At 54.4% G+C, this 23295-nt stretch carries 18 protein-coding genes and 1 pseudogene; 9 read left to right on the forward strand and 10 right to left on the reverse strand.

The genetic code is table 11. From position 1 onward, the window contains the following. Positions 1–31: 31 nt before the first annotated feature. A complete protein-coding gene (locus BV494_RS07255; protein WP_104922254.1) occupies positions 32–1243 on the reverse strand; it encodes a serine hydrolase in 1212 nt (403 codons plus the stop codon). Between the two features lie 310 nt (positions 1244–1553). Between BV494_RS07255 and BV494_RS07260 the strand changes: the two genes are divergently transcribed. Further along, positions 1554–1892, forward strand: coding sequence for a GlpM family protein (locus tag BV494_RS07260; RefSeq protein WP_104922255.1), 339 nt, complete (start codon positions 1554–1556; stop codon positions 1890–1892). Between the two features lie 4 nt (positions 1893–1896). Here the strand turns inward: BV494_RS07260 and BV494_RS07265 are convergent, their stop codons facing one another. Beyond that, complete coding sequence (locus BV494_RS07265; RefSeq protein ID WP_104922256.1) at positions 1897–2835, reverse strand: LysR family transcriptional regulator; 939 nt, start codon at positions 2833–2835, stop codon at positions 1897–1899. Between the two features lie 156 nt (positions 2836–2991). On the opposite strand from BV494_RS07265, the gene BV494_RS07270 reads away from it, so the two are divergent. The 3 genes from BV494_RS07270 to BV494_RS07280 all read left to right on the forward strand — a co-directional run bounded on the left by BV494_RS07270 (position 2992) and on the right by BV494_RS07280 (position 6461). After that, entirely contained in the window at positions 2992–4413 is a 1422-nt protein-coding gene (locus BV494_RS07270; RefSeq protein WP_104922257.1) for a M20 family metallopeptidase, read from the forward strand. Further along, positions 4410–5693, forward strand: coding sequence for an MFS transporter (locus BV494_RS07275; RefSeq protein WP_104922258.1), 1284 nt, complete (start codon positions 4410–4412; stop codon positions 5691–5693). Before BV494_RS07270 ends, BV494_RS07275 begins: the two co-directional genes overlap by 4 nt. A gap of 147 nt (positions 5694–5840) precedes the next feature. Then, positions 5841–6461, forward strand: coding sequence for a glutathione S-transferase family protein (locus BV494_RS07280; protein ID WP_104922259.1), 621 nt, complete (start codon positions 5841–5843; stop codon positions 6459–6461). A 60-nt stretch (positions 6462–6521) separates the two neighbouring features. On the opposite strand, the pseudogene BV494_RS26410 reads toward BV494_RS07280, so the two are convergent. Continuing rightward, positions 6522–6602: pseudogene (locus tag BV494_RS26410) on the reverse strand (PQQ-dependent sugar dehydrogenase); the annotation flags it as partial. Between the two features lie 230 nt (positions 6603–6832). Here BV494_RS26410 and BV494_RS07285 point away from each other — a divergent pair. The 3 genes from BV494_RS07285 to yicI all read left to right on the forward strand — a co-directional run bounded on the left by BV494_RS07285 (position 6833) and on the right by yicI (position 11816). Next, positions 6833–7906, forward strand: a complete 1074-nt coding sequence (locus BV494_RS07285) for a sugar ABC transporter substrate-binding protein (RefSeq protein ID WP_104922260.1) — start codon at positions 6833–6835, stop codon at positions 7904–7906. 181 nt (positions 7907–8087) lie between these two features. Continuing rightward, positions 8088–9455 (forward strand): glycoside-pentoside-hexuronide family transporter, encoded by a 1368-nt coding sequence (locus tag BV494_RS07290; protein WP_104922261.1) that lies wholly within the window; start codon positions 8088–8090, stop codon positions 9453–9455. A 36-nt stretch (positions 9456–9491) separates the two neighbouring features. Continuing rightward, entirely contained in the window at positions 9492–11816 is a 2325-nt protein-coding gene (gene yicI / locus BV494_RS07295; RefSeq protein WP_104922262.1) for an alpha-xylosidase, read from the forward strand. Positions 11817–11908: 92 nt separating this feature from the next. On the opposite strand, the gene xylR is transcribed toward yicI, so the two are convergent. The 4 genes from xylR to xylF form a co-directional block, all read right to left on the reverse strand. Beyond that, entirely contained in the window at positions 11909–13096 is a 1188-nt protein-coding gene (xylR, locus tag BV494_RS07300; RefSeq protein ID WP_104922263.1) for a D-xylose utilization transcriptional activator XylR, read from the reverse strand. 189 nt (positions 13097–13285) lie between these two features. Then, on the reverse strand, positions 13286–14485 hold the full coding sequence (xylH, locus tag BV494_RS07305; protein WP_226790047.1) for a xylose ABC transporter permease XylH: 1200 nt from the start codon (positions 14483–14485) through the stop codon (positions 13286–13288). Further along, on the reverse strand, positions 14478–16019 hold the full coding sequence (locus tag BV494_RS07310) for a xylose ABC transporter ATP-binding protein (RefSeq protein WP_104922264.1): 1542 nt from the start codon (positions 16017–16019) through the stop codon (positions 14478–14480). Before BV494_RS07310 ends, xylH begins: the two co-directional genes overlap by 8 nt. A gap of 67 nt (positions 16020–16086) precedes the next feature. After that, positions 16087–17079 carry a D-xylose ABC transporter substrate-binding protein gene (gene xylF, locus BV494_RS07315; protein WP_104922265.1) on the reverse strand — a complete coding sequence of 331 codons (993 nt, stop codon included), beginning with the start codon at positions 17077–17079 and terminating at the stop codon, positions 16087–16089. A gap of 383 nt (positions 17080–17462) precedes the next feature. Between xylF and xylA the strand changes: the two genes are divergently transcribed. Further along, a complete protein-coding gene (xylA, locus tag BV494_RS07320) occupies positions 17463–18782 on the forward strand; it encodes a xylose isomerase (RefSeq protein WP_104922266.1) in 1320 nt (439 codons plus the stop codon). A gap of 146 nt (positions 18783–18928) precedes the next feature. Then, a complete protein-coding gene (gene xylB / locus BV494_RS07325; RefSeq protein ID WP_104922267.1) occupies positions 18929–20380 on the forward strand; it encodes a xylulokinase in 1452 nt (483 codons plus the stop codon). Between the two features lie 688 nt (positions 20381–21068). Here xylB and lsrG read toward each other — a convergent pair. Genes lsrG through lsrB form a run of 3 tightly spaced genes read right to left on the reverse strand, consistent with a single transcriptional unit; the run spans position 21069 to position 23275 of the window. Next, complete coding sequence (gene lsrG, locus BV494_RS07330; RefSeq protein ID WP_104922268.1) at positions 21069–21359, reverse strand: (4S)-4-hydroxy-5-phosphonooxypentane-2,3-dione isomerase; 291 nt, start codon at positions 21357–21359, stop codon at positions 21069–21071. Positions 21360–21362: 3 nt separating this feature from the next. Beyond that, positions 21363–22238: a 3-hydroxy-5-phosphonooxypentane-2,4-dione thiolase gene (gene lsrF, locus BV494_RS07335; RefSeq protein WP_104922269.1), complete on the reverse strand. Its 876-nt coding sequence runs from the start codon at positions 22236–22238 to the stop codon at positions 21363–21365. A 32-nt stretch (positions 22239–22270) separates the two neighbouring features. After that, a complete protein-coding gene (gene lsrB / locus BV494_RS07340) occupies positions 22271–23275 on the reverse strand; it encodes an autoinducer 2 ABC transporter substrate-binding protein LsrB (protein ID WP_439958381.1) in 1005 nt (334 codons plus the stop codon). Between the last annotated feature and the right edge of the window lie 20 nt (positions 23276–23295).

Genomic DNA, 23295 nt, shown 5'->3' on the forward strand with positions numbered 1-23295 from the left:
TTGGTATCAGATTTCAAACGTTACAGGGCAGTTACTTGCCGAAAATGCTGCCAAACAGGCCGCTGATTTTCATCATCACGAAGTCCCAGATACGGCCAAAGAAGCCCGCTTCCTTCACTTCCTGCAACGCCACCAGCGGACGCTGTTCGATCACTTTACCGTCCAGACTGAAATCCACGGTTCCCACCACCTGATTTTTCGCCAGCGGTGCTTCAAGCTGCTTATTGGTCAGCGTGAAGCTGGCTTTCAGGTTTTTCAGCTGGCCTTTCGGCATGGTAATCGATGCGTTTTCAGCCACACCCAGCGGAACCATTTTTTCATCACCAAACCAGACACGCTGGCTGGTGAACGCATCACCGGCTTTAATCGGCGTCAGCGTTTCAAAGAAACGGAAACCCCAGGTCAGCAGACTTTCACTTTCACTAAAACGAATACGGTCACTCGGCGCGCCCATCACTACTGCAATCAGACGCATACCGGTTGAGTCACTGGCGGAAGACACCAGATTGTAGCCCGCGCCGGACGTGAAGCCGGTTTTGATACCGTCCACATTCAGATTCGAACTCCACAACAGGCGGTTGCGGTTGATCTGCTTGATGTGGTTGAAGGTGAATTCTTTCTCTTTATGCAGCGCGTATTCATCCGGCGTATCGCGGATCAGCGCCTGCGACAGCAACGCCATGTCCGTGGCGGACGTGTACTGCCCGTCCGCATCCAGCCCGTGAACGGTTTTGAAATGCGTGTTTTGCAGTTTCAGCTGTTCGCCGTAACGGTTCATCAGGTTCACGAAGGAATCCTGGCTGCCCGCCACATAATCGGCCAGCGCAATACTGGCGTCGTTACCCGACTGGATCACAATGCCTTTATTCAGCTCGGAAACCGGCACGCGGTCACCGGGTTTGAGGAACATCAGGGACGAGCCGCGCAGTACCGGATTGCCGGTTGCCCAGGCATCGTTGCCGACAGAAACCAGATCGTCGGATTTGATTTTGCCGGATTTTATGGCCTGCCCAACAACATAGCTGACCATGATTTTACTCAGGCTGGCCGGGTCGAGACGCGCATCGGGATTCGATTCAGTGAGGATCTTCCCGCTGTTGAAATCCATAAGCACCCAGGATTTGGCATTAATCTGTGGTGCGACGGGGCCGTTGTCCGCCTGAGCGGCAGGAAGCGCCAGCAGCATTACTCCACCGCCCAGCGCGTAAATGAAAGTCCGTTTGAATTGGGAAGAAATTGTCATAGGTATCAGCGCTTTTGTCCGGGTAACTGAAATTTATCTTATCTTTCAAACAGATTGTACAACTCTGTCTGACGTAAAACCTACTGCGTTCTGGGTCTGGAATAAACCTAAATAGTGTAAAGATCTTAAGAATAGTAGAATTTTCCACTGCTTGCGCAGATCCGGCTGGCGATATAAACAGCAGTCAGCACTTGACCAATCCATTCATGTGCGTCAGTTTGTGGTACGAATACATATAAAATATCTATAACAAGAAACGGCTTAATCGCAACGGTGCATCAACGATGGCGAACGAGCCGCAGGGGCAGAAATGGGACTGGTAATTAAGGCGCTGATTGGTGCGCTGGTCGTGATTTTGATCGGGGTGCTGTCCAAAACCCGCAATTATTATATCGCCGGGCTGGTTCCGCTTTTTCCTACGTTTGCCCTGATAGCCCACTACATTGTGGGCACGGAACGCAGTATCGAGGCGCTCCGAACCACGATTATTTTCGGCCTGTGGGCCGTGATCCCCTATATGGTCTACCTGATTTCACTCTATTTTCTCATCGGCTCGATGAAACTGCCTTACGCCTTGCTCTGCGCCGTCGTTTGCTGGTCGCTGGCGGCGTGGCTGCTGATAAGTATCTGGACGCGTTTTCACGCCTGACTTTTCACACCTGCGCGACTTGCAAACCGAAATCACGGATAAAAGCATCGTTTTCCCGCACCAGTTCGTCACGGATAAAATCGACAAACTGACTCAGCGCCGCCGAACGCCGCTTACCGGCGGGTGATTGCAGCTGCAACGTCCGCTGGCTCAGTTGTTCAATATTCACCGGTTTGACCCGCAGGTGGTCGCGCCGGGCTTTATACATAATGGAAAAATGGCTGCACGCGACAATCGCCCCCGGCGTTTGCACCATAAAATCGTAAAGCGCCGAAAAACGGTTACAGCTCACCGCAGGCTCGAGAAAAATTCCGCTCATCCGGCAAGACAAATCAAACAGCTGGCGGATGGTGCTGCCCTGCTCGTTCATCGCCAGCGGGTACGGATGCAAATCCGTCAGCAAAATGTCCTGTTCGGCCAGCGGATGATCCGGCCGCATCACCATGCGCACCGGCGCGGGAAAGGACGCCATGATATCCACGCCGCGCTCCGCCACCAGACTGAACTGCAACGCCAGTTCCACTTCGCCCTTGTGGATCATCTCCGACACTTCCACCGCCGTGCCGACGTTGAGATAAAACATCACGCCCGGATTAATCAGCCGAAAGCGCGAGAACAACTGCGGCAGCAAATCAAACGCCAGCCCGTCGGTGCAGCCCATACGGATCACGGTTCGCCTCACGGCGTTGAGTCCCTGAATTTCCGCAATCGCGTGTTCCATATCCATCATGCTTTTACGCACATGGTTTTCCAGGATCTGCCCGGCATCGTTGAGCACCATCCCGCGCGCGTGGCGTTCAAACAGCGGCGCGCCGATGCGCTCTTCCAGACGCTGGATCTGACGGCTGATGGCCGACACCGCCACATATAATTGCTTGCTCGCCGCGCTCAGCGAGCCGGTATTGGCTACCGCCAGAAAATAGCGAATCTCCGTACTTTGCATGACCGTATTGCCTCATCACTGTGCAGATGAGCATTACAATAAAAGCAACGCTAACTTGCAATTATTATTATTGTGGCAACGCTGACGCAGCGCTTAGAGTGAAACTGCTAAAAAAACCAACAATAAAATCACAAACACAACAAAAGCAGGATCCTCATGACAGCGGAAAATATCGTTGAACAGGCGTTAGCCTGGTTCGATCAGGGTGAATATCAGCGCACGCTGGCGCGCAGGGTGGCAATTGCCTCCGAAAGCCAGAGTCATCTGCGCGACGCCGAACTGGCGCGTTATCTCGATGATGAGATTAAACCGACACTCGCGGCGATGGGTTTCAGCCTGCTGAGCGTCGAAAATGCGTATGCCGCTAACCGTCCTTTTTTGATCGCCACCCGCATTGAAGACGATGCGTTGCCTACAATCCTGAGTTACGGCCACGGCGACGTGGTGTTCGGGGACGATGAAAACTGGCGCAGCGACTTATCACCGTGGGAACTCAAAGAAGACGGTGATCGCTGGTACGGACGCGGTAGCGCCGACAACAAAGGCCAGCACAGCATCAACATTGCCGCGCTGGAGCAAATCTACAAAGCGCGCGGCGGAAGCCTCGGTTTTAACTGCAAACTGCTGTTCGAAATGGGCGAAGAAATCAGCTCTCCGGGGCTGGCCGAACTTTGCCGTGAATATAAAGAACAGCTCAGCGCCGATATTTTCCTCGCCTCCGACGGCCCGCGCCTGAGCGCCGTGCGCCCTACGCTGTTCCTCGGTTCACGCGGCGCGGTGAATTTCCGTCTGACCATTAATGCCCGCGACAACGCCTATCACTCCGGAAACTGGGGCGGTCTGCTGACCAATCCGGGAACGCAACTGGCAAACGCACTGGCCTGTCTGGTGAATCAGCACGGCCAGTTGCAGGTTTCTGCGCTGAAACCGCCGGCAGTCAGTGACGCTATCCGTGAAATTCTCAGCGATGTGGAAGTTGGCGGCGGCAAAAACGATCCGCAGATTGACCTGAACTGGGGCGAAGAAGGCCTTACCCCCACCGAACGTCTTTATGCGTGGAATACGCTGGAAGTGCTGTCGTTCCTGACCGGCAATCCGCAGCGCCCGATGAACGCTATTCCCGGCTCGGCGACTGCGGTGTGTCAGCTGCGTTTTGTCGTCGGCACCGACTGGCAACATCTGGCAGACCACGTCCGTGCGCACCTTGATGCACACGGTTTCCCGCAGGTTGAGGTGGAATTTATGCGTGGCTCACCGGCCACCCGCTTCGACCCGACCGACCCGCTGGTGGACTGGGCGCTGAATATCATGCAAAAAACGACCGGTAAAAAACCCGCGTTGCTGCCGAACCTCGGCGGTTCACTGCCTAATGATGTCTTCGCCGATATTCTCGGTTTGCCGACGTTATGGGTGCCGCACTCTTATCCGGCCTGCGGTCAGCACGGCGTGAACGAACACATGCTGATTTCCGTCGCGCGCGAAGGGCTGGCGATCATGACCCATTTGTTGTGGGATCTCGGCGAAAACGGCGCAGCTGTGCTTGCCCGCCACCACGCTCATACCGGAGGTGCGCAATGAGCCTGTTAAGCGCCCGTTCCTCATCCGTCAGCAACACGGCAGAAAAACCGAGTCTGATGAAAACCCTTTTTGCGACCTGTATCGGCAACGCGCTGGAGTGGTTTGATATCGCGATTTATGGCTTTTTCGCCAGCTATATTGCCCATGCGTATTTCCCGACCGCCGATCCGACCGTCTCGCTGTTGCTGGCGTTCGGCAGCTTCGGCGTTTCATTCCTGATCCGGCCGCTCGGCGCAATCGTTCTCGGTGCGTATGCCGACAAGCACGGGCGTAAAGCGTCGCTGCTGATGTCCATCAGCCTGATGATGATTGGCGGTTTAATCATTGTGATCACGCCGTCTTACGCCACACTCGGCATGGCCGCACCGCTGCTGATCCTGGTAGCACGCCTGATTCAGGGCTTCTCGGCGGGGGGTGAATTCGGCAGCTCCACGGCGTTTCTGGTGGAACATTTCCCTGAGCGCAAAGCGTTTATCGCCAGCTGGCAGTTCGCCACGCAGGGCGCGAGCACCTTGCTGGCCTCGGCGTTTGGTCTGGGTTTGTCTGCCCTTCTGAGTGAAACCCAGTTGCAGGAATGGGGATGGCGCATTCCGTTTATTTTCGGTCTGCTGATTGGCCCGGTCGGTTTGTATATCCGCCGCCATATCAAAGAATCGGAAAGCTTCAGCAAAGCCGAGAAAACCGCGTCGCCGCTGAAAGAAATTGTGCGTTCGCAGAAAGGCCTGTTCTTCACGGCCATCGGCCTGATGGTGGTTTCCACCGCCATCAACTACATGCTGAACTACGTGCCGACCTACGCCACGAAAACGCTGCACCTGCCAGCCTCGGCAGGCTTTAGCGCCACATTATCAGCGGGGATTATCCTGACCGTCGTCACGCCCATTATGGGGCTGTGGGCGGAGAAAATCGGGCGTCTGCCGCTGATGTGGGGCTCGCTTATCCTGCTGTTGCTGACCATTTATCCGGCGTTCTGGCTGATGCTGCAATACACGTCGGCGCTGTCATTACTGCTGCTGATAAGCTGGCTGGCGTTGCTGAAATCGGTGTATTTCTCCACCGTGCCGTCAATGATGGCGGATTTGTTCCCGATCACCACCCGCGCCAGCGGCATGGCCATCAGCTACAACGTCGCAGTCACCGTGTTCGGCGGCTTTGCGCCGTTCATCTGTACCCTGCTGATTTCCGCCACCGGCAGCAGCCTGGCACCGGGTTACTACCTGATGATGGTCGCTCTGCTCAGCGTATGGGCTTTGTTTAAAGCGCAGAAAACCCAGCGCTGATTTTTCGTCATCTCACTCAGCGGCAGGAGATCTGTCGCTGAGTGTTACGTTTAACCTTTCGCAAAACCCCTTCACCTGCCCTATAGTCATTGCCATTGTGCTGGCTAACGTTCTGTTTATTTACCCTTTTACGGCGAGGAGTTCTGAATGATCACCCTGTGGGGCCGCGATAACTCAACTAACGTGAAAAAAGTGCTGTGGTTGCTGGATGAACTGAAACTGCCTTTCCAGCAAATTAACGCCGGGGGCGCTTTTGGCAAAAACCATGAGCCGCTTTATCTGTCACTGAATCCGAACGGGCTGGTGCCCTGCATACAGGACGATGATTTTGTCTTGTGGGAATCGAATGCCATTTTGCGTTACCTCGCCGAACGCGCAGGGAATGAGGCGTTCTGGCCTTCGGATCTGCGGGCACGCGCCAGCGCGGATAAATGGCTGGACTGGACCGCAAACAGTCTGACCATTCCTTTCCGTCAGGTGTTTCTGACGCTGGTTCGCGTTCCCGAACCGGAGCGCGACATGAATCTGGTGGCTACCGGCATGGCGGCATTTGAAAAACATTGGACGATTGTCGATAAGGTGCTGGCGAAGCAGGAATGGTTGTCAGGCAATCATTTCGGGCTCGGGGATATCCCGCTGGCGATCTATGCCTACGCCTGGTACGGATTGAATATTGAACGTCAGGCTCATCCGAATGTGGAGCGCTGGTATAAACAAATCACGCAGCGCCCGGATTTCCAGAAACGCGTGATGATCCCGCTGACCTAGCAACGTTTTAAACACAAAAGGCGTGCCCGCAACGGCACGCTTTTTTTCATTTTCCTGCGGTCAAATCCCCGGCGACACCTTCAGCAGCTTCCCGTTACTTTCATCCGTCAGCACATACACAAATCCGTCCGGGCCGCCGCGCTCAGAGATCAGCGGCCTATAACTAACAGGAATAACGACTGCCTTAAATATACTAACAGCAAGGCATTCCTTCCTTGTTAACATACCGGTAAACTCCCTTCTTGCAATGGACGTCCAGACAGACGGACTTCCAAACATCCTCAATTTGGTCCGTTCTTTTTTGTTCCGAATTTTTTTGCCAAAAACACCGGTGAAACACACATCGCACCTGACGACGGAGTTGTTAAATAATGAAAAAAATATCCGCATCCCTGCTGGTTCTCAGCCTGTTCTCCGCCCTGCCCGCGTTTGCCGCTGATGCCCAACTGGCACCGGTTCCGGCTGCGATTGCACAACACAGCGGCCCGGTGCGTATTGCCGTCATCCGTAACCTGGGCTCCGACGATAACACCACGCAATTTCTGGCCGGTGCCATCAAACAAGGCCACGCGCTGGGCTTTAAAGTCGATACGTTCCTGAGTAACGGCGACGACGCCAAGTTCCAGGATTTCGTGAACCAGGCCATCAGCCAGAAGTACGACGGGATTATCCTGTCACAGGGTCGCGGCCCTTATTCTGAAGCGCTGGCAAAACGCATTGTCGCTGCGGGCATCGCGGTTTCCGCCTTTGATACCGAGGTGCCGGATACCCTTCCGGGCGTCACCGTCACCCGTCAGGACGATGCGTCTCTGGCAAAAGCCTCCGTCGGCCAGCTGGTGAAAGATTTCAACGGTAAAGCCAACATCATCAAACTGTGGGTCGCCGGTTTCCCGCCAATGGAACGCCGCCAGAAAACCTACGAAGCCATCCTGAAAGAAAACCCGGGCATTCATCAGCTTGAGTCTATCGGCGCGGTATCTTCGGACGTTCAGGGTGATACGGCCAACAAAGTCGGGGCGATTCTGGCGAAGTATCCGAAAGGCCAGATTGATGCGATCTGGGGGTCATGGGATGCCTTCAGTCAGGGCGCTTACAAGGCGCTGAAAGAGAATAACCGTACCGAAATTAAACTCTACAGCATCGATGCTTCGAATCAGGATCTGCAACTGATGCGTGAGAAAGGCAGCCCGTGGCTGTTCACCGCGGCGGTGGATACACAGCTGATCGGTGCGGTAAACCTGCGCATTGTGGCGCTGAAAATTGCCGGTGAAAAAACGCCACAAAGCTACGAATTCCCGGCGCAGACTATTTCGCAATCCCTGCTGCTCAGCCAGCCGGAAGGCCTGAATGTCAGTGGTCTGAGTAAAATCATTCCGGGCTGGGGGAAATCAGAAGATTTCACCGCCCCCTGGTTTGCCACGCTGGAAGCAAAATACAAAAAGTAATTGCCTCAGACCTCCCGGAAACGGGAGGTTTTTTCTCCACTTTGCCGCTCAACATTTCCCCGTTTGCCCCCTGCGATCACAGAAATAAAGAAACATAATTTCAGAAGTAAAAATCTCAATAGCCGCAAGCGCTTACAACCGTTAAACCTGTACTCTCCCTTTTCATATGGACATTGAAGCAATGAGTACAGAAATCCTTTCGGTCAAGGAAAAGATTGGATATGGATTAGGCGATGCCGCCAGTCATATTATTTTCGATAATGTCATGCTGTACATGATGTTTTTCTACACTGACATTTTCGGCATCCCCGCCGGTTACGTCGGCACCATGTTCCTGCTGGCCCGCGCACTCGACGCTGTCTCTGACCCCTGCATGGGATTGCTGGCTGACCGCACGCGCACGCGCTGGGGCAAATTCCGCCCTTACGTCCTGTTTGGCGCGATCCCTTTCGGCATCGTGTGCGTCTTTACCTACACCACGCCTGAACTGAGCATGACCGGCAAAATGATTTACGCCGCCATCACCTACACCCTGCTCACACTGATGTATACCGTGGTCAACATCCCGTATTGCGCACTGGGCGGCGTGATCACCACCAACCCGACACAGCGTATTTCGCTGCAATCCTACCGCTTCGTGCTGGCAACAGCGGGCGGCATGCTGAGTACCGTGCTGATGATGCCGCTGGTTAAACTGATTGGCGGGGAAAATCAGGCGCTGGGCTATCAGGGCGGGATTGCCGTACTGGCCATTGTCGCGGCAGTTATGCTGGCAATCTGTTTTGCCACCACCAAAGAACGTATCGATCCGGGCAAACCAACTGGCACCATGCGCGAGGATTTACGCGACATCTGGCATAACGACCAGTGGCGCATTGTGGGCCTGCTGACCATTCTTAACATCATTTCTGTGGCGGTTCGCGGCGGTGCCATGATGTATTACGTCACCTATATTCTGGGCAATCCGATGCTGTTCGTCTGGTTCCTCGGCGTCTATTCCGTCGGCAACCTGTTTGGCAGCGCGCTCGCCAAACCACTCACCGACTGGAAATGCAAAGTCAGCGTGTTCTGGTGGACCAACGCCATTCTGGCGGTGCTCAGTCTGGCGATGTTCTTCCTGCCCATTCACGGCAGCATCATCATGTTTATCTTCATCTTTGTCATCGGCGTATTGCATCAGCTGGTGACGCCAATTCAGTGGGTCATGATGTCTGACACCGTCGATTACGGCGAATGGAACGACGGCAAACGCCTGACGGGTATCAGCTTCGCGGGCACATTATTTGTTCTTAAACTCGGTCTGGCACTGGCGGGCGCGATGATCGGCTGGATGCTGGCCGGTTCGGGTTATCAGTCCGGCGCAGCGACTCAGAACGCGGCCACGATGACCTGCATTGTCGCGCTGTTCACGCTGGTGCCTGCCGCCTGTTATCTGCTGAGCGCCATTATCTGTAAGCGTTATTACATCCTGCGCACGCCGCTGCTGCGCCGCATCATTGATGAAGTTGCGCAAGGCATCCGCCGCAATCAGCAAGAATTTATGAAATGAATTTGATTGAGATGAAGTTTAAAAGAGGACTTGATTATGAAAATCAGTGATGGCAACTGGTTAATCCAGGAAGGTTTAGTGCTCACGCACCCTTTACAGGTATTTGAAGTGCAGCGAGCCGGGAACGAAATGGTGATTTACGCTGCGCCGAAAGATGCCTCGGAACGCGCCAGCCAGCTCGATTCCCCGCTGTTTACGCTGCGATTTTTCTCGCCGCAAACCGGCGTGATAGGCGTGCGCATTACCCACTTTGACGGTGAAGAGGACAAAGGCCCGCATTATCCGTTAATACAATCTGACACGCCGGAACTGCGCTTTGAAGATAACGCCGAATTCGCCGCGTTGCACAGCGGTTCGCTCAGTGTCCGCGTGACCAAGGGCGATAACTGGACGCTCGATTTCCTGCGCGATGGCCGCCGTATTACCGGCAGTGTGGCAAAATCCAACGGTTATGTGCAGGACAGCAACACGCTGAAAACCTACATGATGGAGCGTCTGGATCTGGGCGTCGGCGAAACCGTTTACGGGCTGGGAGAACGTTTCACCGCGCTGGTGAAAAACGGGCAAACCGTGGATACCTGGAACCGTGATGGCGGCACCAGCACCGAGCAATCGTACAAAAATATTCCTTTCTATCTGACGAACCGCGGCTACGGCGTGCTGGTCAATCACCCGGAATGCGTGTCGTTTGAAGTCGGTTCAGAGAAAGTCTCGAAAGTGCAGTTCAGCGTGGAAGGCGAATACCTTGAGTATTTCGTCATTGATGGACCGACGCCGAAAAAAGTGCTCGACCGCTATACGCGCCTGACCGGCCGCCCGGCGCTGCCGCCCGCCTGGTCATTTGGCCTGTGGCTGACCACGTCTTTCACCACCAACTACGACGAAGCCACGGTCAACAGCTTTATCGACGGCATGGCCGAACGCAATCTGCCACTGCACGTTTTCCATTTCGACTGCTTCTGGATGAAAGCTTTCCAGTGGTGTGATTTTGAATGGGATCCGCAAACCTTCCCGGATCCGCAGGGCATGTTGCAGCGCCTGAAAGCGCGCGGGCTGAAAATCTGCGTGTGGATTAACCCGTACATTGGCCAGAAATCTCCGCTGTTCCACGAAGGCAAAGAGAAAGGCTATCTGCTAAAACGTCCTGACGGTCGTGTATGGCAGTGGGATAAATGGCAGGCCGGAATGGGCATTGTCGATTTCACCAACCCGCAGGCCTGTGAATGGTACGCCGGACACCTCAAGCGGCTGGTGGATATGGGCGTGGATTGCTTCAAGACGGACTTCGGCGAACGCATTCCGACCGATGTGGTCTGGCACGACGGCTGCGACCCGCAGAAAATGCACAACCATTACGCGTTTGTGTACAACAAGCTGGTGTATGAAACGTTGCAGGAGAAACTCGGCGCGTCCGAAGCCGTGCTGTTTGCCCGTTCCGCTTCCGTGGGCGCACAACAGTTCCCGGTTCACTGGGGCGGCGACTGTTACGCCACTTACGAATCAATGGCGGAAAGCCTGCGCGGCGGCTTATCTATCGGACTGTCTGGCTTTGGATTCTGGAGCCACGACATTGGCGGCTTCGAAAATACTGCTCCGGCGCATATCTACAAGCGCTGGTGCGCCTTCGGCTTACTGTCGAGCCACAGCCGCCTGCACGGCAGCAAATCCTATCGTGTGCCGTGGGTTTATGACGACGAAGCCTGTGACGTGGTACGCCAGTTCACACAGCTGAAATGCCGCCTGATGCCGTACCTGTATCCGGCGTCTGCACAAGCCGCCAAAAGCGGAACGCCAGTGATGCGCGCCATGATGCTCGAATTCCCGGAAGATCCGGCCTGCGATTATCTCGACCGCCAGTACATGCTGGGCGATAACCTGCTGGTCGCGCCGGTCTTCAGTGAACAAGGCGATGTGGATTTCTATCTGCCACAGGGACGCTGGACGCACCTGCTCAGCAACGACTTGGTCGAAGGTTCACGCTGGCATCGTCAGCAGCATGGCTTTGACAGCCTGCCGCTGTATGTCCGCCCGAACACGTTACTGGCGACAGGCAGCAACAGTGAAAAACCGGATTACGATTACAGCGAGCGTCCTGAATTCCACCTGTTCGAACTGGACGATGGTGCGATTGCTGAAAGTCAGATTACTGACCTGCAGGGTAATGTGGTGTTTACGCTGAATGTGCATCGCAGCGGTAACACCCTGACGCTGACCACCGAAGGTAAAGCAACAGACTGGACACTGTGCCTGCGCAACATTCACAGCGTATCGAAATGCAGTCTGGCGACAACTTCGGCGATACCGCAAGGGTTGCGGATCACACCGGAACACGGCAGCCATCAGTTTGTCATTACACTATAAAAACAGTTATAAGCAGTCGTTATAAAAATCAGTAATACAAGCCCCGGCGATTATTCAGCGCCGGGGTTTTTTATCCACTTCCAGGCTCTTTTCTACACTTCCTGATAAACGCTCTCGCCGTGAATACTGCGGTATTCTTTCGGCGTCATTTCATAGCCTTTCCGGAAGACTGAATAGAAATATTGCAGTGACGGATACCCGCACATTTGCGAGATTTCGTTAATGGAAATCGACGTGGCGGCCAGAAGATTGCGGGCGCGGTCGAGCTTTTCTTCGTGGATCACGCCATGAATGGTTTGCCCGGTTTCATCTTTAAAACGCTTCTCCAGGTTAGACCGTGACATGCCGATCGCGTCCAGAACCTGCTCGACTTTGATACCTTTGCAGGCGTGATAACGGATGTAATGCATCGCCTGTATCACCGCCGGATCACGCAAAGAACGGAAGTCCGTTGAGCGACGTTCTACCACTTTAACCGGCGGAACCAGAATGCGCTGCAACGGCAGAACGCGCTGATCCAGCAACTGATGCAACAGTTTTGCTGCGCGATATCCCATCTGGCGCGTGCCCTGCACCACAGATGACAATGCCACGCGGGAGAGGTAACGGGTGAGTTCTTCGTTATCGATACCAATGACGCTAAGTTTTTCGGGAACAGGAATATTCAGATGTTCGCAAACCTGCAATAAATGCCGGGCGCGGGCGTCGGTGACGGCAATAATGCCGGTTTGCTGCGGCAGCGTTTGTATCCAGTCCGCCAGCCGGTTTTGCGCATGCTGCCAGTTTTCCGGTGCGGTTTCCATTCCCTGATAGACCACGCCCTGATACTGCTCGGCGGACACCAGTTTCCGGAAAGCGAATTCCCGTTCCTGCGCCCAGCGTTTTCCGCCCGCATCCGGCAAACCGTAGAAGGCAAAACGGTTGATGCCCTTTTCTTTCAGATGCATAAACGCCGCTTCGACCAGCGCGTAGTTATCGGTCGCAATGTAGTGAACCGGCGGATAATCCTCTTCCCGGTGATAAGAGCCGCCGACGCCGACAATCGGCACATTGAGGTCTTGGAGCAAGGTTTCTATTTCCCGGTCATCGAAGTCCGCAATAACACCGTCTCCGAGCCAGTCTTTAATATTGTCGATACGGCAGCGAAAATCCTCTTCAATGAAGATATCCCAGTCGCTCTGTGAGGCCTGTAAATATTCGCCAACCCCTTCCACGACCTGACGGTCGTAGACTTTGTTCGCGTTAAATAACAGCGTGATCCGATAACGTTTTTCAAACATGCCTGTTTCTCACCGATAATCATATAGGCTAAAGCCCTGTTCATTTGTTCCTTATGAACAGGGCGGATTCCGTGGGTCTGCAGGTCAATAGCACAACGCCGGTTCTCCGTGGCGTTCGTCGTCAGAATCTGTGAGGCTCTTCAGAATTTTCTCCATGAATGTTCGTAAACGCACGTTTTTTCAGCGTTTTTATGCACGACGTTTAGTGGCTGAATCCATCCACACCGCCAGCAGTAAAATCGCACCTTTGACGATGTACTGCCAGAAAGTCGGGACGTCGAGCATACTCATGCCATTGTCGAGCGAGGCCATGATAAATGCCCCCATAACAGCACCGGCCACACTGCCGACACCGCCTGCCAGACTGGTGCCGCCAATGACACAGGCCGCAATGGCATCAAGCTCTGCAATGTTGCCCGCGGAAGGTGAACCGGCCCCCAGACGGGAACTGAGAATGAGCCCGGCAATCGCCACCATCAGGCCGTTGATGGCAAACACTGCCAGCTTGCTGCGTTCAACATTGACGCCCGATAATCTGGCGGCTTCGATGTTGCCACCAATGGCATAAATACGACGACCAAAGGAGGTGCGTGATGCCATGAACATTCCGCCCAGCATCAGCGCCACCAGAATCAGCACCGGCGTCGGTACGCCGCGATAATCGTTGAGCAGATAAATCGCGCCCAGCGCAATAATCGCCGTCAGCGCCTGTCGCGTGACGTGGTTTTTCGCTCCCGTAACCGGCAGGCCAAGCGCTGCACGCTGGTTACGTCTGCGCCATTGCCAGCCGATAAACAACGCCAGTGATATGGCACCAATGCCAAAGCCGAAGGAGTCTGGCAGATAGCTTTGCCCAATCAGGGACATCGCAGGTGTAGTCGGCGCGACGGTGGTCCCGCTGGTGATACCAATCAGAATGCCGCGAAACGCCAGCATCCCGGCGAGTGTCACGATAAAAGAAGGCACTTTACGGTAGGCCACCCACCAGCCGTTCCATGCCCCGAGTAACAGGCCCAGCGCCAGCGTGACCACAATGGTCAGCGGTAACGGCCAGCCTAACCAGACATCAAAAATAGCGGCAGCGCCCCCGAGTAAACCCATCATCGAACCGACGGAGAGGTCGATTTCAGCGGAGATAATCACAAAGACCATACCCACTGCCAAAATACCGGTGATGGCGGTCTGGCGCAGCAGGTTTGAAATATTGCGCGCGCTGATGTACGCGCCGTCTGTCGTCAGGCTGAAAAAAACGATAATCACCGCGATGGCCGCCAGCATGACAAAAACCTGAAGGTTAATGTTCTTAAGCTTCGGGATTGGCAATACAGTGCCCGGTTCACCGTTGTCCGCAGAAGCGGCTGGGGTGGCTGATTGGGGAAATTTAGACATGAGCTTCACTCCTCAGGGCGGCTTCCATGACCTGCTCCTGACTTAAATTATTGTTGTCCAGACAGGCTTTGACCTGCCCGAGATGCATAACCACCACGCGGTCGCTGAGCCCCAGCACTTCGGGTAACTCGGAGGAAATGACAATAATCGCCATCCCCTGCGCCGCCAGCTGGCCGATCAGTTTGTAGATTTCATGTTTCGCCCCGACATCAATGCCGCGCGTCGGCTCGTCGAGAATTAGGATTTTGGGTTTGAGCAACAGGCAGCGGGCCAGAATGGCTTTTTGCTGATTACCGCCGCTGAGACGACCAATCGCCAGCTCGGGAGATGACGTTTTGATTTTAAGCTGTCTGACGGACTCGCTGATGGTGTGCTGCTCCTGCGCTTCACGCAGAACGCCACCGCCGGTGAACTGGTCTAACGCCGCCAGCGTAATGTTGCTACCTACCGCCATCACCGGCACGATACCGTCGCGCTTGCGGTCTTCCGGCACCATCGCCAGACCCCGGCGCATGGCGTCACGGCAACCGGTAATTTCTACTTTTTCGCCGTTGAGCCAGATATCGCCACTCCACCGCCCCGGATACACGCCGAATAAACATTCCATGGTTTCAGTTCTTCCGGCGCCGACCAGCCCGGCGACGCCCAGCACTTCGCCTTTATGCAGGCTAAACCCGGCGTTATCGACACGTTTGATGTGCCGGTTCACCGGGTGCCAGGCCGTGAGATTTTCGACGCGCAGCACTTCCTCGCCAATCTGGCGTTCACGGGGAGGAAACAGCTCGGTCAGTTCACGCCCCACCATCATCGAAATGATGTCTTTTTCCGACGTGCTGGCCGCCTCGCAGGTCGCAATATGCCTGCCGTCGCGGATCACACAGAGTGTGTCTGAAATGGCTTTCACTTCATTGAGCTTGTGGGAAATATAAATACAGGCGATATCGTGATGCCGCAGGTCGCGGATAATATCCAGCAGAACCGCGGTTTCGCTTTCGGTGAGCGAGGCCGTCGGTTCATCCAGCACCAGCAAACGCACCTGCTTGTTCAGCGCTTTGGCGATTTCCACCAGTTGCCGCTGGCCCAGTCCGAGTTCACCCACGGGCGTGTGCGGGTCAATATCCAGCTTCACCTGCGCCAGCATGCGCTGGCAGCGCAAATACATATTGTCAGTATCGAGCATTCCGTAACGGCCCCACTCGTTACCCAGAAACATGTTTTCCAGCACGCTGAGTTGTTTCACCAGTGCCAGTTCCTGATGAATAATCGCAATCCCTTTTTGTTCGGTATCACGTATGCCTTTTGCGGTCAGACGTTCTCCTGAAAAATAAATTTCTCCTTCATACGTTCCGCTGGGATAAATACCGCATAACACCTTCATTAGTGTGGATTTACCGGAACCGTTTTCCCCGCACAGTGATAACACTTCCCCGGCAGATAACGTCAGGCTGATATTATCGACAGCTTTTACAGAGCCAAATTTCTTGGTGATATTTCGCATATCCAGCAGGGCTGATTTTTCATATTTTTCTGGCATGGTATTTTATCCTGATAAAAACAACACTCCGCGAAGACGTGTTGTTTTCATAGAAAATATTGAAAAATTAAAGGTCGGATTTTTTATGGAATCCGTCAGCCACTACAGTGCTTTCGATATTATTTTTATCGACCTGAATGGGTGTTAATAAATAAGAAGGAACGTCTTTTTTACCGTTATTTAACGTGGCATTGGATTTTGGTGTTTCGCCCTTGCCGAGCTGAACAGCAATTTCCGCTGCGTCGTTGGCCAGTTTAGTGATGGGTTTGTACACCGTCATGGTCTGCGTGCCGGCTTCGATACGTTTGATGGCGGCCAGATCCGCATCCTGTCCGGAAATGGCGACTTTGCCCGCCAAGCCTTGTGCAGACAAGGCCTGCACCGCACCGCCCGCCGTGGCATCGTTGGACGCCACGACCGCATCAATCTTGTTGTTATTGGCCGTCAGCGCGTTTTCCATGATCTTCAGCGCATTCTCCGGCAACCAGCCGTCAGCCCACTGATCGCCGACCACTTTGATCTTTCCGTCTTTGATTAACGGGTTCAGCACTTTCATTTGTCCGGCGCGGAACAGCTTGGCGTTGTTATCCACCGGCGAGCCGCCCATCAGGAAGTAATTGCCCTGCGGCACGCGGTCTACCAGGCTTTGCGCCTGAAGTTCGCCCACTTTCTCGTTATCAAACGAGATATAAAAATCGATGTCGGCGTTGTTGATCATGCGGTCATAGGCCAGCACTTTGATGCCTTCGCGCTTGGCTTCGGCAATCACATTACTCAGCACTTCGCCGTTATAAGGAATGATGACCAGCACATCGACGCCCCGGTTAATCATGTTCTCGATCTGCGCCATCTGTGTTTCTTCATTGCCATTGGCGGACTGAACAAAAACATCCGCGCCCAGCGTTTTGGCTTTAGCCACAAAAATATCGCGGTCTTTTTGCCAGCGCTCTAATCGTAAGTCATCAATTGCCATACCAATTTTAATTTCTTTCGCGAGCCCTGACTGGCTGAACAATACTAAAGCGGCACAGGCAGAAAGAATTAATTTATTCATTTTCATCATGTCAGACCTTTTATAAGAATAAGTAGAGGCAGATACAGAGAAACTCGTACAGAAATGACACAGGGATTGTTGCCGCTGGGTTATTAATCGGCAATTGCAGATTTTAATCACTGCGTTATGTTTTTTTGTTTATTCTCGGAATTATGATGGAGATCATGGTTTGATTGTAATAAGCACAACATAAGTGCAATTATTCTCGAGGCATCATGGAGAACGAATAAAAACACTAAACAGAACGGCTTATTTATGCGATCTGACGCACACTTAATAATTCTATTAATTTGAGTGTGAAATAACGTAATTGTGAGAAGCCCGTTCAACTCTGAAGATAGAAGCTCAGCCTCCCAGTCCCGCTGGGCCCGTTTTCAAGGAGTTATTCAATGCACGCATATTTCGACAAGCTCGACGCCGTTCGCTACGAAGGTGCTAACAGCACTAACCCGCTGGCATTCCGTCATTACAACCCTGAAGAAGTGATCCTTGGCAAAACCATGGCTGAGCATCTTCGCTTTGCGGCGTGTTACTGGCACACATTCTGCTGGAATGGTAACGACATGTTCGGTGTGGGCGCTTTTGACCGTCCGTGGCAGCAACCCGGCAACGCGCTGGAACTGGCAAAACGCAAAGCCGATGTGGCTTTCGAATTCTTCAAAAAACTGAACGTCCCGTATTACTGCTTCCACGATGTCGACGTCTCGCCGGAAGGCGCATCAATCAAAGAATATATTAATAACTTCGCCATCATGACCGACGTTCTGGCGCAAAAGCAGGAAGCCAGCGGCGTTAAACTGTTGTGGGGCACAGCTAACTGTTTCACCAACCCTCGCTACGGCGCGGGCGCGGCAACCAATCCTAATCCTGAAGTTTACAGCTGGGCAGCCACACAGGTGGTTCACGCCATGAACGCCACCAAACAGCTGGGCGGTGAAAACTATGTGTTGTGGGGTGGCCGTGAAGGTTACGAAACCCTGCTTAACACAGACCTGCGCCAGGAACGTGAACAGCTTGGCCGCTTCATGCAAATGGTCGTTGAACATAAACACAAAATTGGCTTCCAGGGCACATTGCTGATCGAACCTAAACCACAGGAACCGACCAAACATCAGTACGATTATGACGTCGCATCCGTGTACGGTTTCCTGAAACAATTTGGTCTGGAAAAAGAGATCAAAGTGAATATCGAAGCTAACCACGCCACGCTGGCAGGCCACTCTTTCCACCACGAAATTGCCAATGCCATTGCACTTGGGATCTTCGGTTCCGTGGATGCCAACCGTGGCGACCCGCAATGCGGCTGGGATACTGACCAGTTCCCCAACAGCGTCGAGGAAAATGCGCTGGTGATGTATGAAATCATCAAAGCAGGCGGTTTCACCACCGGCGGTCTGAACTTCGATTCCAAAGTACGCCGTCAAAGCACCGACAAATATGACCTGTTCTACGGCCATATCGGCGGCATGGACACCATGGCGCTGGCACTCAAAGTCGCCGCACGCATGATTGAAAGCCGCGAACTGGATAAACATGTCGCGCAGCGTTACGCGGGCTGGAACACCGAGTTCGGTCAGCAAATCCTGCAAGGTAAAATGTCGCTGGAATCCCTCAGCAGCTATGCGCAGCAACATGCGTTAGCGCCTGAGCACCAGAGCGGCCAGCAGGAACGTCTGGAAAATCTGGTTAACCGTTATCTGTTTGGTTAATTTATCAGAATGGATCAACGCCCTGCTGCCTGTGGTTCGCAGGGCGTTGTCCGTTCAGGAAACGGGTTAACCCACCACCCACCACCCTTCACCCGCGCGCCGTGGTGTCATGACCGCCCTGCGTGGAGCAGGAAAAAGGAAAATGTATGTATCTTGGTATAGATCTGGGCACCTCTGGCGTGAAAGCCATTTTACTCGGCGAAGAAGGTCAGGTTATTGCCAGCCACAGTGAGGCGTTAACCCTTTCCCGTCCGCACCCGTTATGGTCTGAACAAAACCCTGCCGACTGGTGGGTAGCAACCGATAAAGCGGTAACCGCCCTTTCCAAAAAACACGCGCTCAAAGACGTTAAAGCTCTCGGACTGACCGGCCAGATGCACGGTGCCACTGTGCTTGATGCTCATCAGCAGGTTCTGCGTCCGGCGATTTTATGGAACGATGGCCGCAGCTTCAGCCAGTGCGAAACGTTGGAAAAAACCGTTCCCGATTCACGCCAGATCACCGGCAACCTGATGATGCCGGGTTTCACCGCGCCTAAGCTGCTCTGGCTGCGTGAGAATGAACCTGAAATTTTCGCGAAAATCGATAAGGTCTTATTACCGAAAGATTATCTGCGCTGGCTGATGACCGGCGTTTTCGCCAGCGATATGTCAGACGCGGCGGGCACTATGTGGCTGGACGTCGCGAAACGCGACTGGAGCGAAACGATGCTGGCCGCCACCGGCCTGACACGCGAGCATATGCCTGCGCTTTATGAAGGCAATCAGATAACCGGCCACTTGTTACCTGAACTCGCCTCTCGCTGGAAAATGGATTCCGTGCCAGTGATTGCCGGCGGTGGCGATAACGCGGCGGGCGCAGTGGGCGTCGGGTTGTATAAAACCGGGCAAGCCATGTTATCGCTGGGTACGTCCGGTGTTTATTTCGCGGTCAGCGACGGTTTTCTCAGTAATCCGCAGCAGGCCGTCCACAGTTTCTGTCATGCCCTGCCAGACACCTGGCACCTGATGTCCGTGATGCTCAGCGCCGCGTCCTGTCTGGATTGGGCAGCAAAACTTACCGGCACCGCCTCCGTGGGCGAACTCATCAGTCTGGCCGAAAAAACGCCCCCTGCCGCTTCCCCGGTCTGGTTCCTGCCGTATCTTTCCGGCGAACGCACACCGCACAACAACCCGAATGCCAAAGGTACGCTATTTGGCCTGACACATGAGCACGGCCCGGCGGATATCGCCCGCGCCGTGCTGGAAGGCGTCGGTTTTGCACTGGCTGACGGCATGGATGTGCTTCACGCCACCGGCCTGAAACCGCACAGCATCACCCTGATCGGCGGCGGCGCACGCAGCCCGTACTGGCGACAGATGCTGGCGGATATCAGCGGTGAAACACTGGAATACCGCACCGGCGGAGATGTTGGCCCGGCACTGGGTGCTGCCAGACTGGCGCAGATCGCCGTGAATACGGGGAGACCGCTGGCGGAGTTTTTACCCCCGCTGCTGCTGGAACAGGTACATGAACCGGATATGGTGAAGCACGCAGATTATCTCGCACGACGCGAAGTCTTCAGGGAGTTATATGTGAGGCTCGAGGGGCTGATGTGATTTCCGATTAGCCATCGGGGGCGTTTTTAAAAGCAATACGTTGTAAGTTTCGGTTTCTCGCTTGCGGCTGGGGCTCTGACCGAGAATATTTCGGTTTCTCAATTGCGGTGTTCGCTCAGCGGCTCGCGCCGAAACCGACCAGAGGAGGAAAGTGCTTTTCCTCCTCTGGACTCCTCCTCGCATTTTTCAACACGCGCTGTCGCTGGGTCGATGGACGTGTTCTGTCACTCCGGCGCGTGGCGCGAAATCCTGCCGCTACGCGGTGCCTTCCCTACGGGCTTCGAGCCTTTCGGTCTCGAACCCTCGGTCAGCAAAATTTCTGAGCGCGCCATCTCAACTTTGCAAAAATCGATTCTGAGGCTTCTTTGTATTTCAAAATTATGAATGTCATGGCGAGGTTGTGAACTAAAAAGCCTCTGGCCGCTTTCAAAAATCACGCTGAAAGGAGAGGTGGAAAACCGCGACTCTTTTCGCGCGGTTTGTAATCCGACTGGAAGGAACCGCGCAGCGGCGGGATTTTGCGGCACTCGCCGGAGCCGCTGGAAAATAGCCAGCGAGCGGCAGCGCGCAGTTAAAAAGCGCGGGTGTCCAGAGGGCGCGCGCGTTAACGCGCCCTTTGGGCCAGTTTGGGCGGCGAGCCCAAGGTCTTGATTTTGAATTTAAAACCAAAAATTGAAATCAAAACCCCCTACGGGTAGACCCCCTTAAACACTGTTTTCCTCCGTGGCCCGGTCATGATCCCCTCCAGCGCCTCAACGCATCGGAGATAATGTGGCGTTTTCTTGTGCGCCAGCACCGCTTCGTTATCCCGATAGGCTTCGTAGATGAAGAACTTCGTCGGTTCGTGCTCATCCTGCAACACGTCAAACCGAAGGTTGCCCTCTTCTTTTACCGCGCCCAGATGATTGGCGTGAAACACTTCGAGGAACTCGTCAATTTTGTCCGGCTTCACATTAATCTCAACCAGCGTCACTTCCATGATTTACCCCTTTTCACTCAGGAACAGTTCGTAGGCATGCGCCACGCTGGCGTTTTCATGCACCACCGCTTTGACCGCGTGCAGCATGGCGACCGGCGATTCGGACTGGAAAATGTTGCGGCCCATATCCACACCCGATGCGCCCTGATCGATGGCCTGATAACACATTTCCAGCGCCTCGCGTTCCGGCAGTTTTTTGCCGCCGGCAATCACAATCGGCACCGGGCAACCGGCGGCTATGCGCTCGAAACCGCTGTCCACGTAGTAGGTTTTGATGATGTTCGCGCCCATTTCCGCCGCAATGCGCGTTGCCAGCGAGAAATAACGCTGGTCGCGAGCCATATCTTTGCCGACGCCGGTCACCGCCATCGTCGGCATGCCGTAACGCATCCCCTGATCCACCAGCTGAATGATGTTCTTGATCGACTGATGTTCGTGTTCGCTGCCGATGTAAACCTGTGCGGCCATCGCAGCAACGTTCAGGCGAAGTGCGTCTTCGATGGCGACGGCCACCGTTTCGTTGGAAAGCTCAGTCAGGATAGAATTGCCGCCGGAGGCGCGCATCACGATCGGTTTATTAATGGCGGCGGGCACCACGCTGCGCAGCACGCCACGGGTACACATCAGCACATCGGTATGCGGGAACAGCGGCGCAATGTTGATGTCGATACGCTCAAGGCCGGTGGTCGGCCCCTGAAAATAACCGTGGTCAAACGCCAGCATGACGGTGCGGCCGGAATCCGGATTAAAAATCCGCGCCAGCCGCGACTGCATTCCCCAGTCGAGCTGTCCGCTGCCCTTGAGGAAGAATGCATGGTTCTCCTGCGGCGTACCGATGCCGAAGTTTTTACCGTCTCTGATATCGTCCAAATCTGCCATTTCAGTATCTCCTTAGCTGCAAACCGTTATCGTCAGAAATCGTATTTCGCAATATTGTCTTTGGTGAAGACCACGCGTTCAGGCAGCAACACGATGCCGTTGCCTTTGGCCTCATACTGGTAGCCCTGCACGCTGTTCGGCATCACTTCCACCGCTCCGACGCCCGGCACATCCAGCTTGTCACCCACGTTAAGTTCGCCTTTTTTCAGTAACTGATCGGCGACGTAAACCGAAATCTTGCCCTGACTGACGACGTCCCACAGGCCGAACTGTTTCACCGTGCCGCGCTCGACGTAAGGGCGCATGACGTTTGGCGTACTGAAGCCGACGATGGTCACATTGGTGCGTTTGAGGTTTTCTGCCGCCTGCGCGGCGGCCGGTAGTGCGTTAGCATCCGGCGCGATAATGGCGTCCAGATCGCCGTAAGATTTGAGGATCCCTTCGGCGGTTTGCAGTGATTTGGTGGCGTCGTTATAGCCATACTGCGTGGTCACTACTTCCCAGCCCGGATGCTCTTTGGCGATTTTGGCTTTCGCCTCTTTCACCCACTGGTTCTGGTCAGTAACCGTCGGACTGGAGTAGAAGAACGCCACTTTGGCTTTTTCTTTAGTGACCTGGCTGGAGGTCATATCGACCAGCATTGAGCCGAGCTGTTGCGGTGTGCCCTGATTGATGTAAATCGAGCGGCATTCCGGTTTGGTGTCGGAATCCCAGGTCAGCACTTTCACGCCACGCTGCATGGCGCGTTTGAGCGCCGGGCAAAGGCCGTCCGGAGAAACCGCCGCCACCACAATCGCGTTGAAGCCCTGATTGACGAAGTTATTGATCATCTGCACCTGACCGGACACGCTCGGTTCGGTCGGGCCGTCGTAAGTGACATCCACGCCCAGCGCTTTGCCCGCCGCGGTTGCGCCGTTACCGCCGCTGGTGAAATAGCCGACACCCACCAGTTTCGGGATAAACGCGATACGTTCGGCGGCCTGCGCGCTCAGGCACGCGAGGCTCACGGCGCTGGCAATCAGCATGGTTTTCAGCATTTTTGTTTTCATCTTGCACC

It is taken from the genome of Rahnella sikkimica (assembly GCF_002951615.1).
GTDB lineage: Bacteria > Pseudomonadota > Gammaproteobacteria > Enterobacterales > Enterobacteriaceae > Rahnella > Rahnella sikkimica.

Coding starts and splice junctions, on each gene's coding strand:
- BV494_RS07255 (WP_104922254.1), bottom strand. CDS start 1,243: ATGACAATTTCTTCCCAATTCAAACGGACTTTCATTTACGCGCTGGGC.
- BV494_RS07260 (WP_104922255.1), top strand. CDS start 1,554: ATGGGACTGGTAATTAAGGCGCTGATTGGTGCGCTGGTCGTGATTTTG.
- BV494_RS07265 (WP_104922256.1), bottom strand. CDS start 2,835: ATGCAAAGTACGGAGATTCGCTATTTTCTGGCGGTAGCCAATACCGGC.
- BV494_RS07270 (WP_104922257.1), top strand. CDS start 2,992: ATGACAGCGGAAAATATCGTTGAACAGGCGTTAGCCTGGTTCGATCAG.
- BV494_RS07275 (WP_104922258.1), top strand. CDS start 4,410: ATGAGCCTGTTAAGCGCCCGTTCCTCATCCGTCAGCAACACGGCAGAA.
- BV494_RS07280 (WP_104922259.1), top strand. CDS start 5,841: ATGATCACCCTGTGGGGCCGCGATAACTCAACTAACGTGAAAAAAGTG.
- BV494_RS07285 (WP_104922260.1), top strand. CDS start 6,833: ATGAAAAAAATATCCGCATCCCTGCTGGTTCTCAGCCTGTTCTCCGCC.
- BV494_RS07290 (WP_104922261.1), top strand. CDS start 8,088: ATGAGTACAGAAATCCTTTCGGTCAAGGAAAAGATTGGATATGGATTA.
- yicI (WP_104922262.1), top strand. CDS start 9,492: ATGAAAATCAGTGATGGCAACTGGTTAATCCAGGAAGGTTTAGTGCTC.
- xylR (WP_104922263.1), bottom strand. CDS start 13,096: ATGTTTGAAAAACGTTATCGGATCACGCTGTTATTTAACGCGAACAAA.
- xylH (WP_226790047.1), bottom strand. CDS start 14,485: ATGTCTAAATTTCCCCAATCAGCCACCCCAGCCGCTTCTGCGGACAAC.
- BV494_RS07310 (WP_104922264.1), bottom strand. CDS start 16,019: ATGCCAGAAAAATATGAAAAATCAGCCCTGCTGGATATGCGAAATATC.
- xylF (WP_104922265.1), bottom strand. CDS start 17,079: ATGAAAATGAATAAATTAATTCTTTCTGCCTGTGCCGCTTTAGTATTG.
- xylA (WP_104922266.1), top strand. CDS start 17,463: ATGCACGCATATTTCGACAAGCTCGACGCCGTTCGCTACGAAGGTGCT.
- xylB (WP_104922267.1), top strand. CDS start 18,929: ATGTATCTTGGTATAGATCTGGGCACCTCTGGCGTGAAAGCCATTTTA.
- lsrG (WP_104922268.1), bottom strand. CDS start 21,359: ATGGAAGTGACGCTGGTTGAGATTAATGTGAAGCCGGACAAAATTGAC.
- lsrF (WP_104922269.1), bottom strand. CDS start 22,238: ATGGCAGATTTGGACGATATCAGAGACGGTAAAAACTTCGGCATCGGT.
- lsrB (WP_439958381.1), bottom strand. CDS start 23,275: ATGCTGAAAACCATGCTGATTGCCAGCGCCGTGAGCCTCGCGTGCCTG.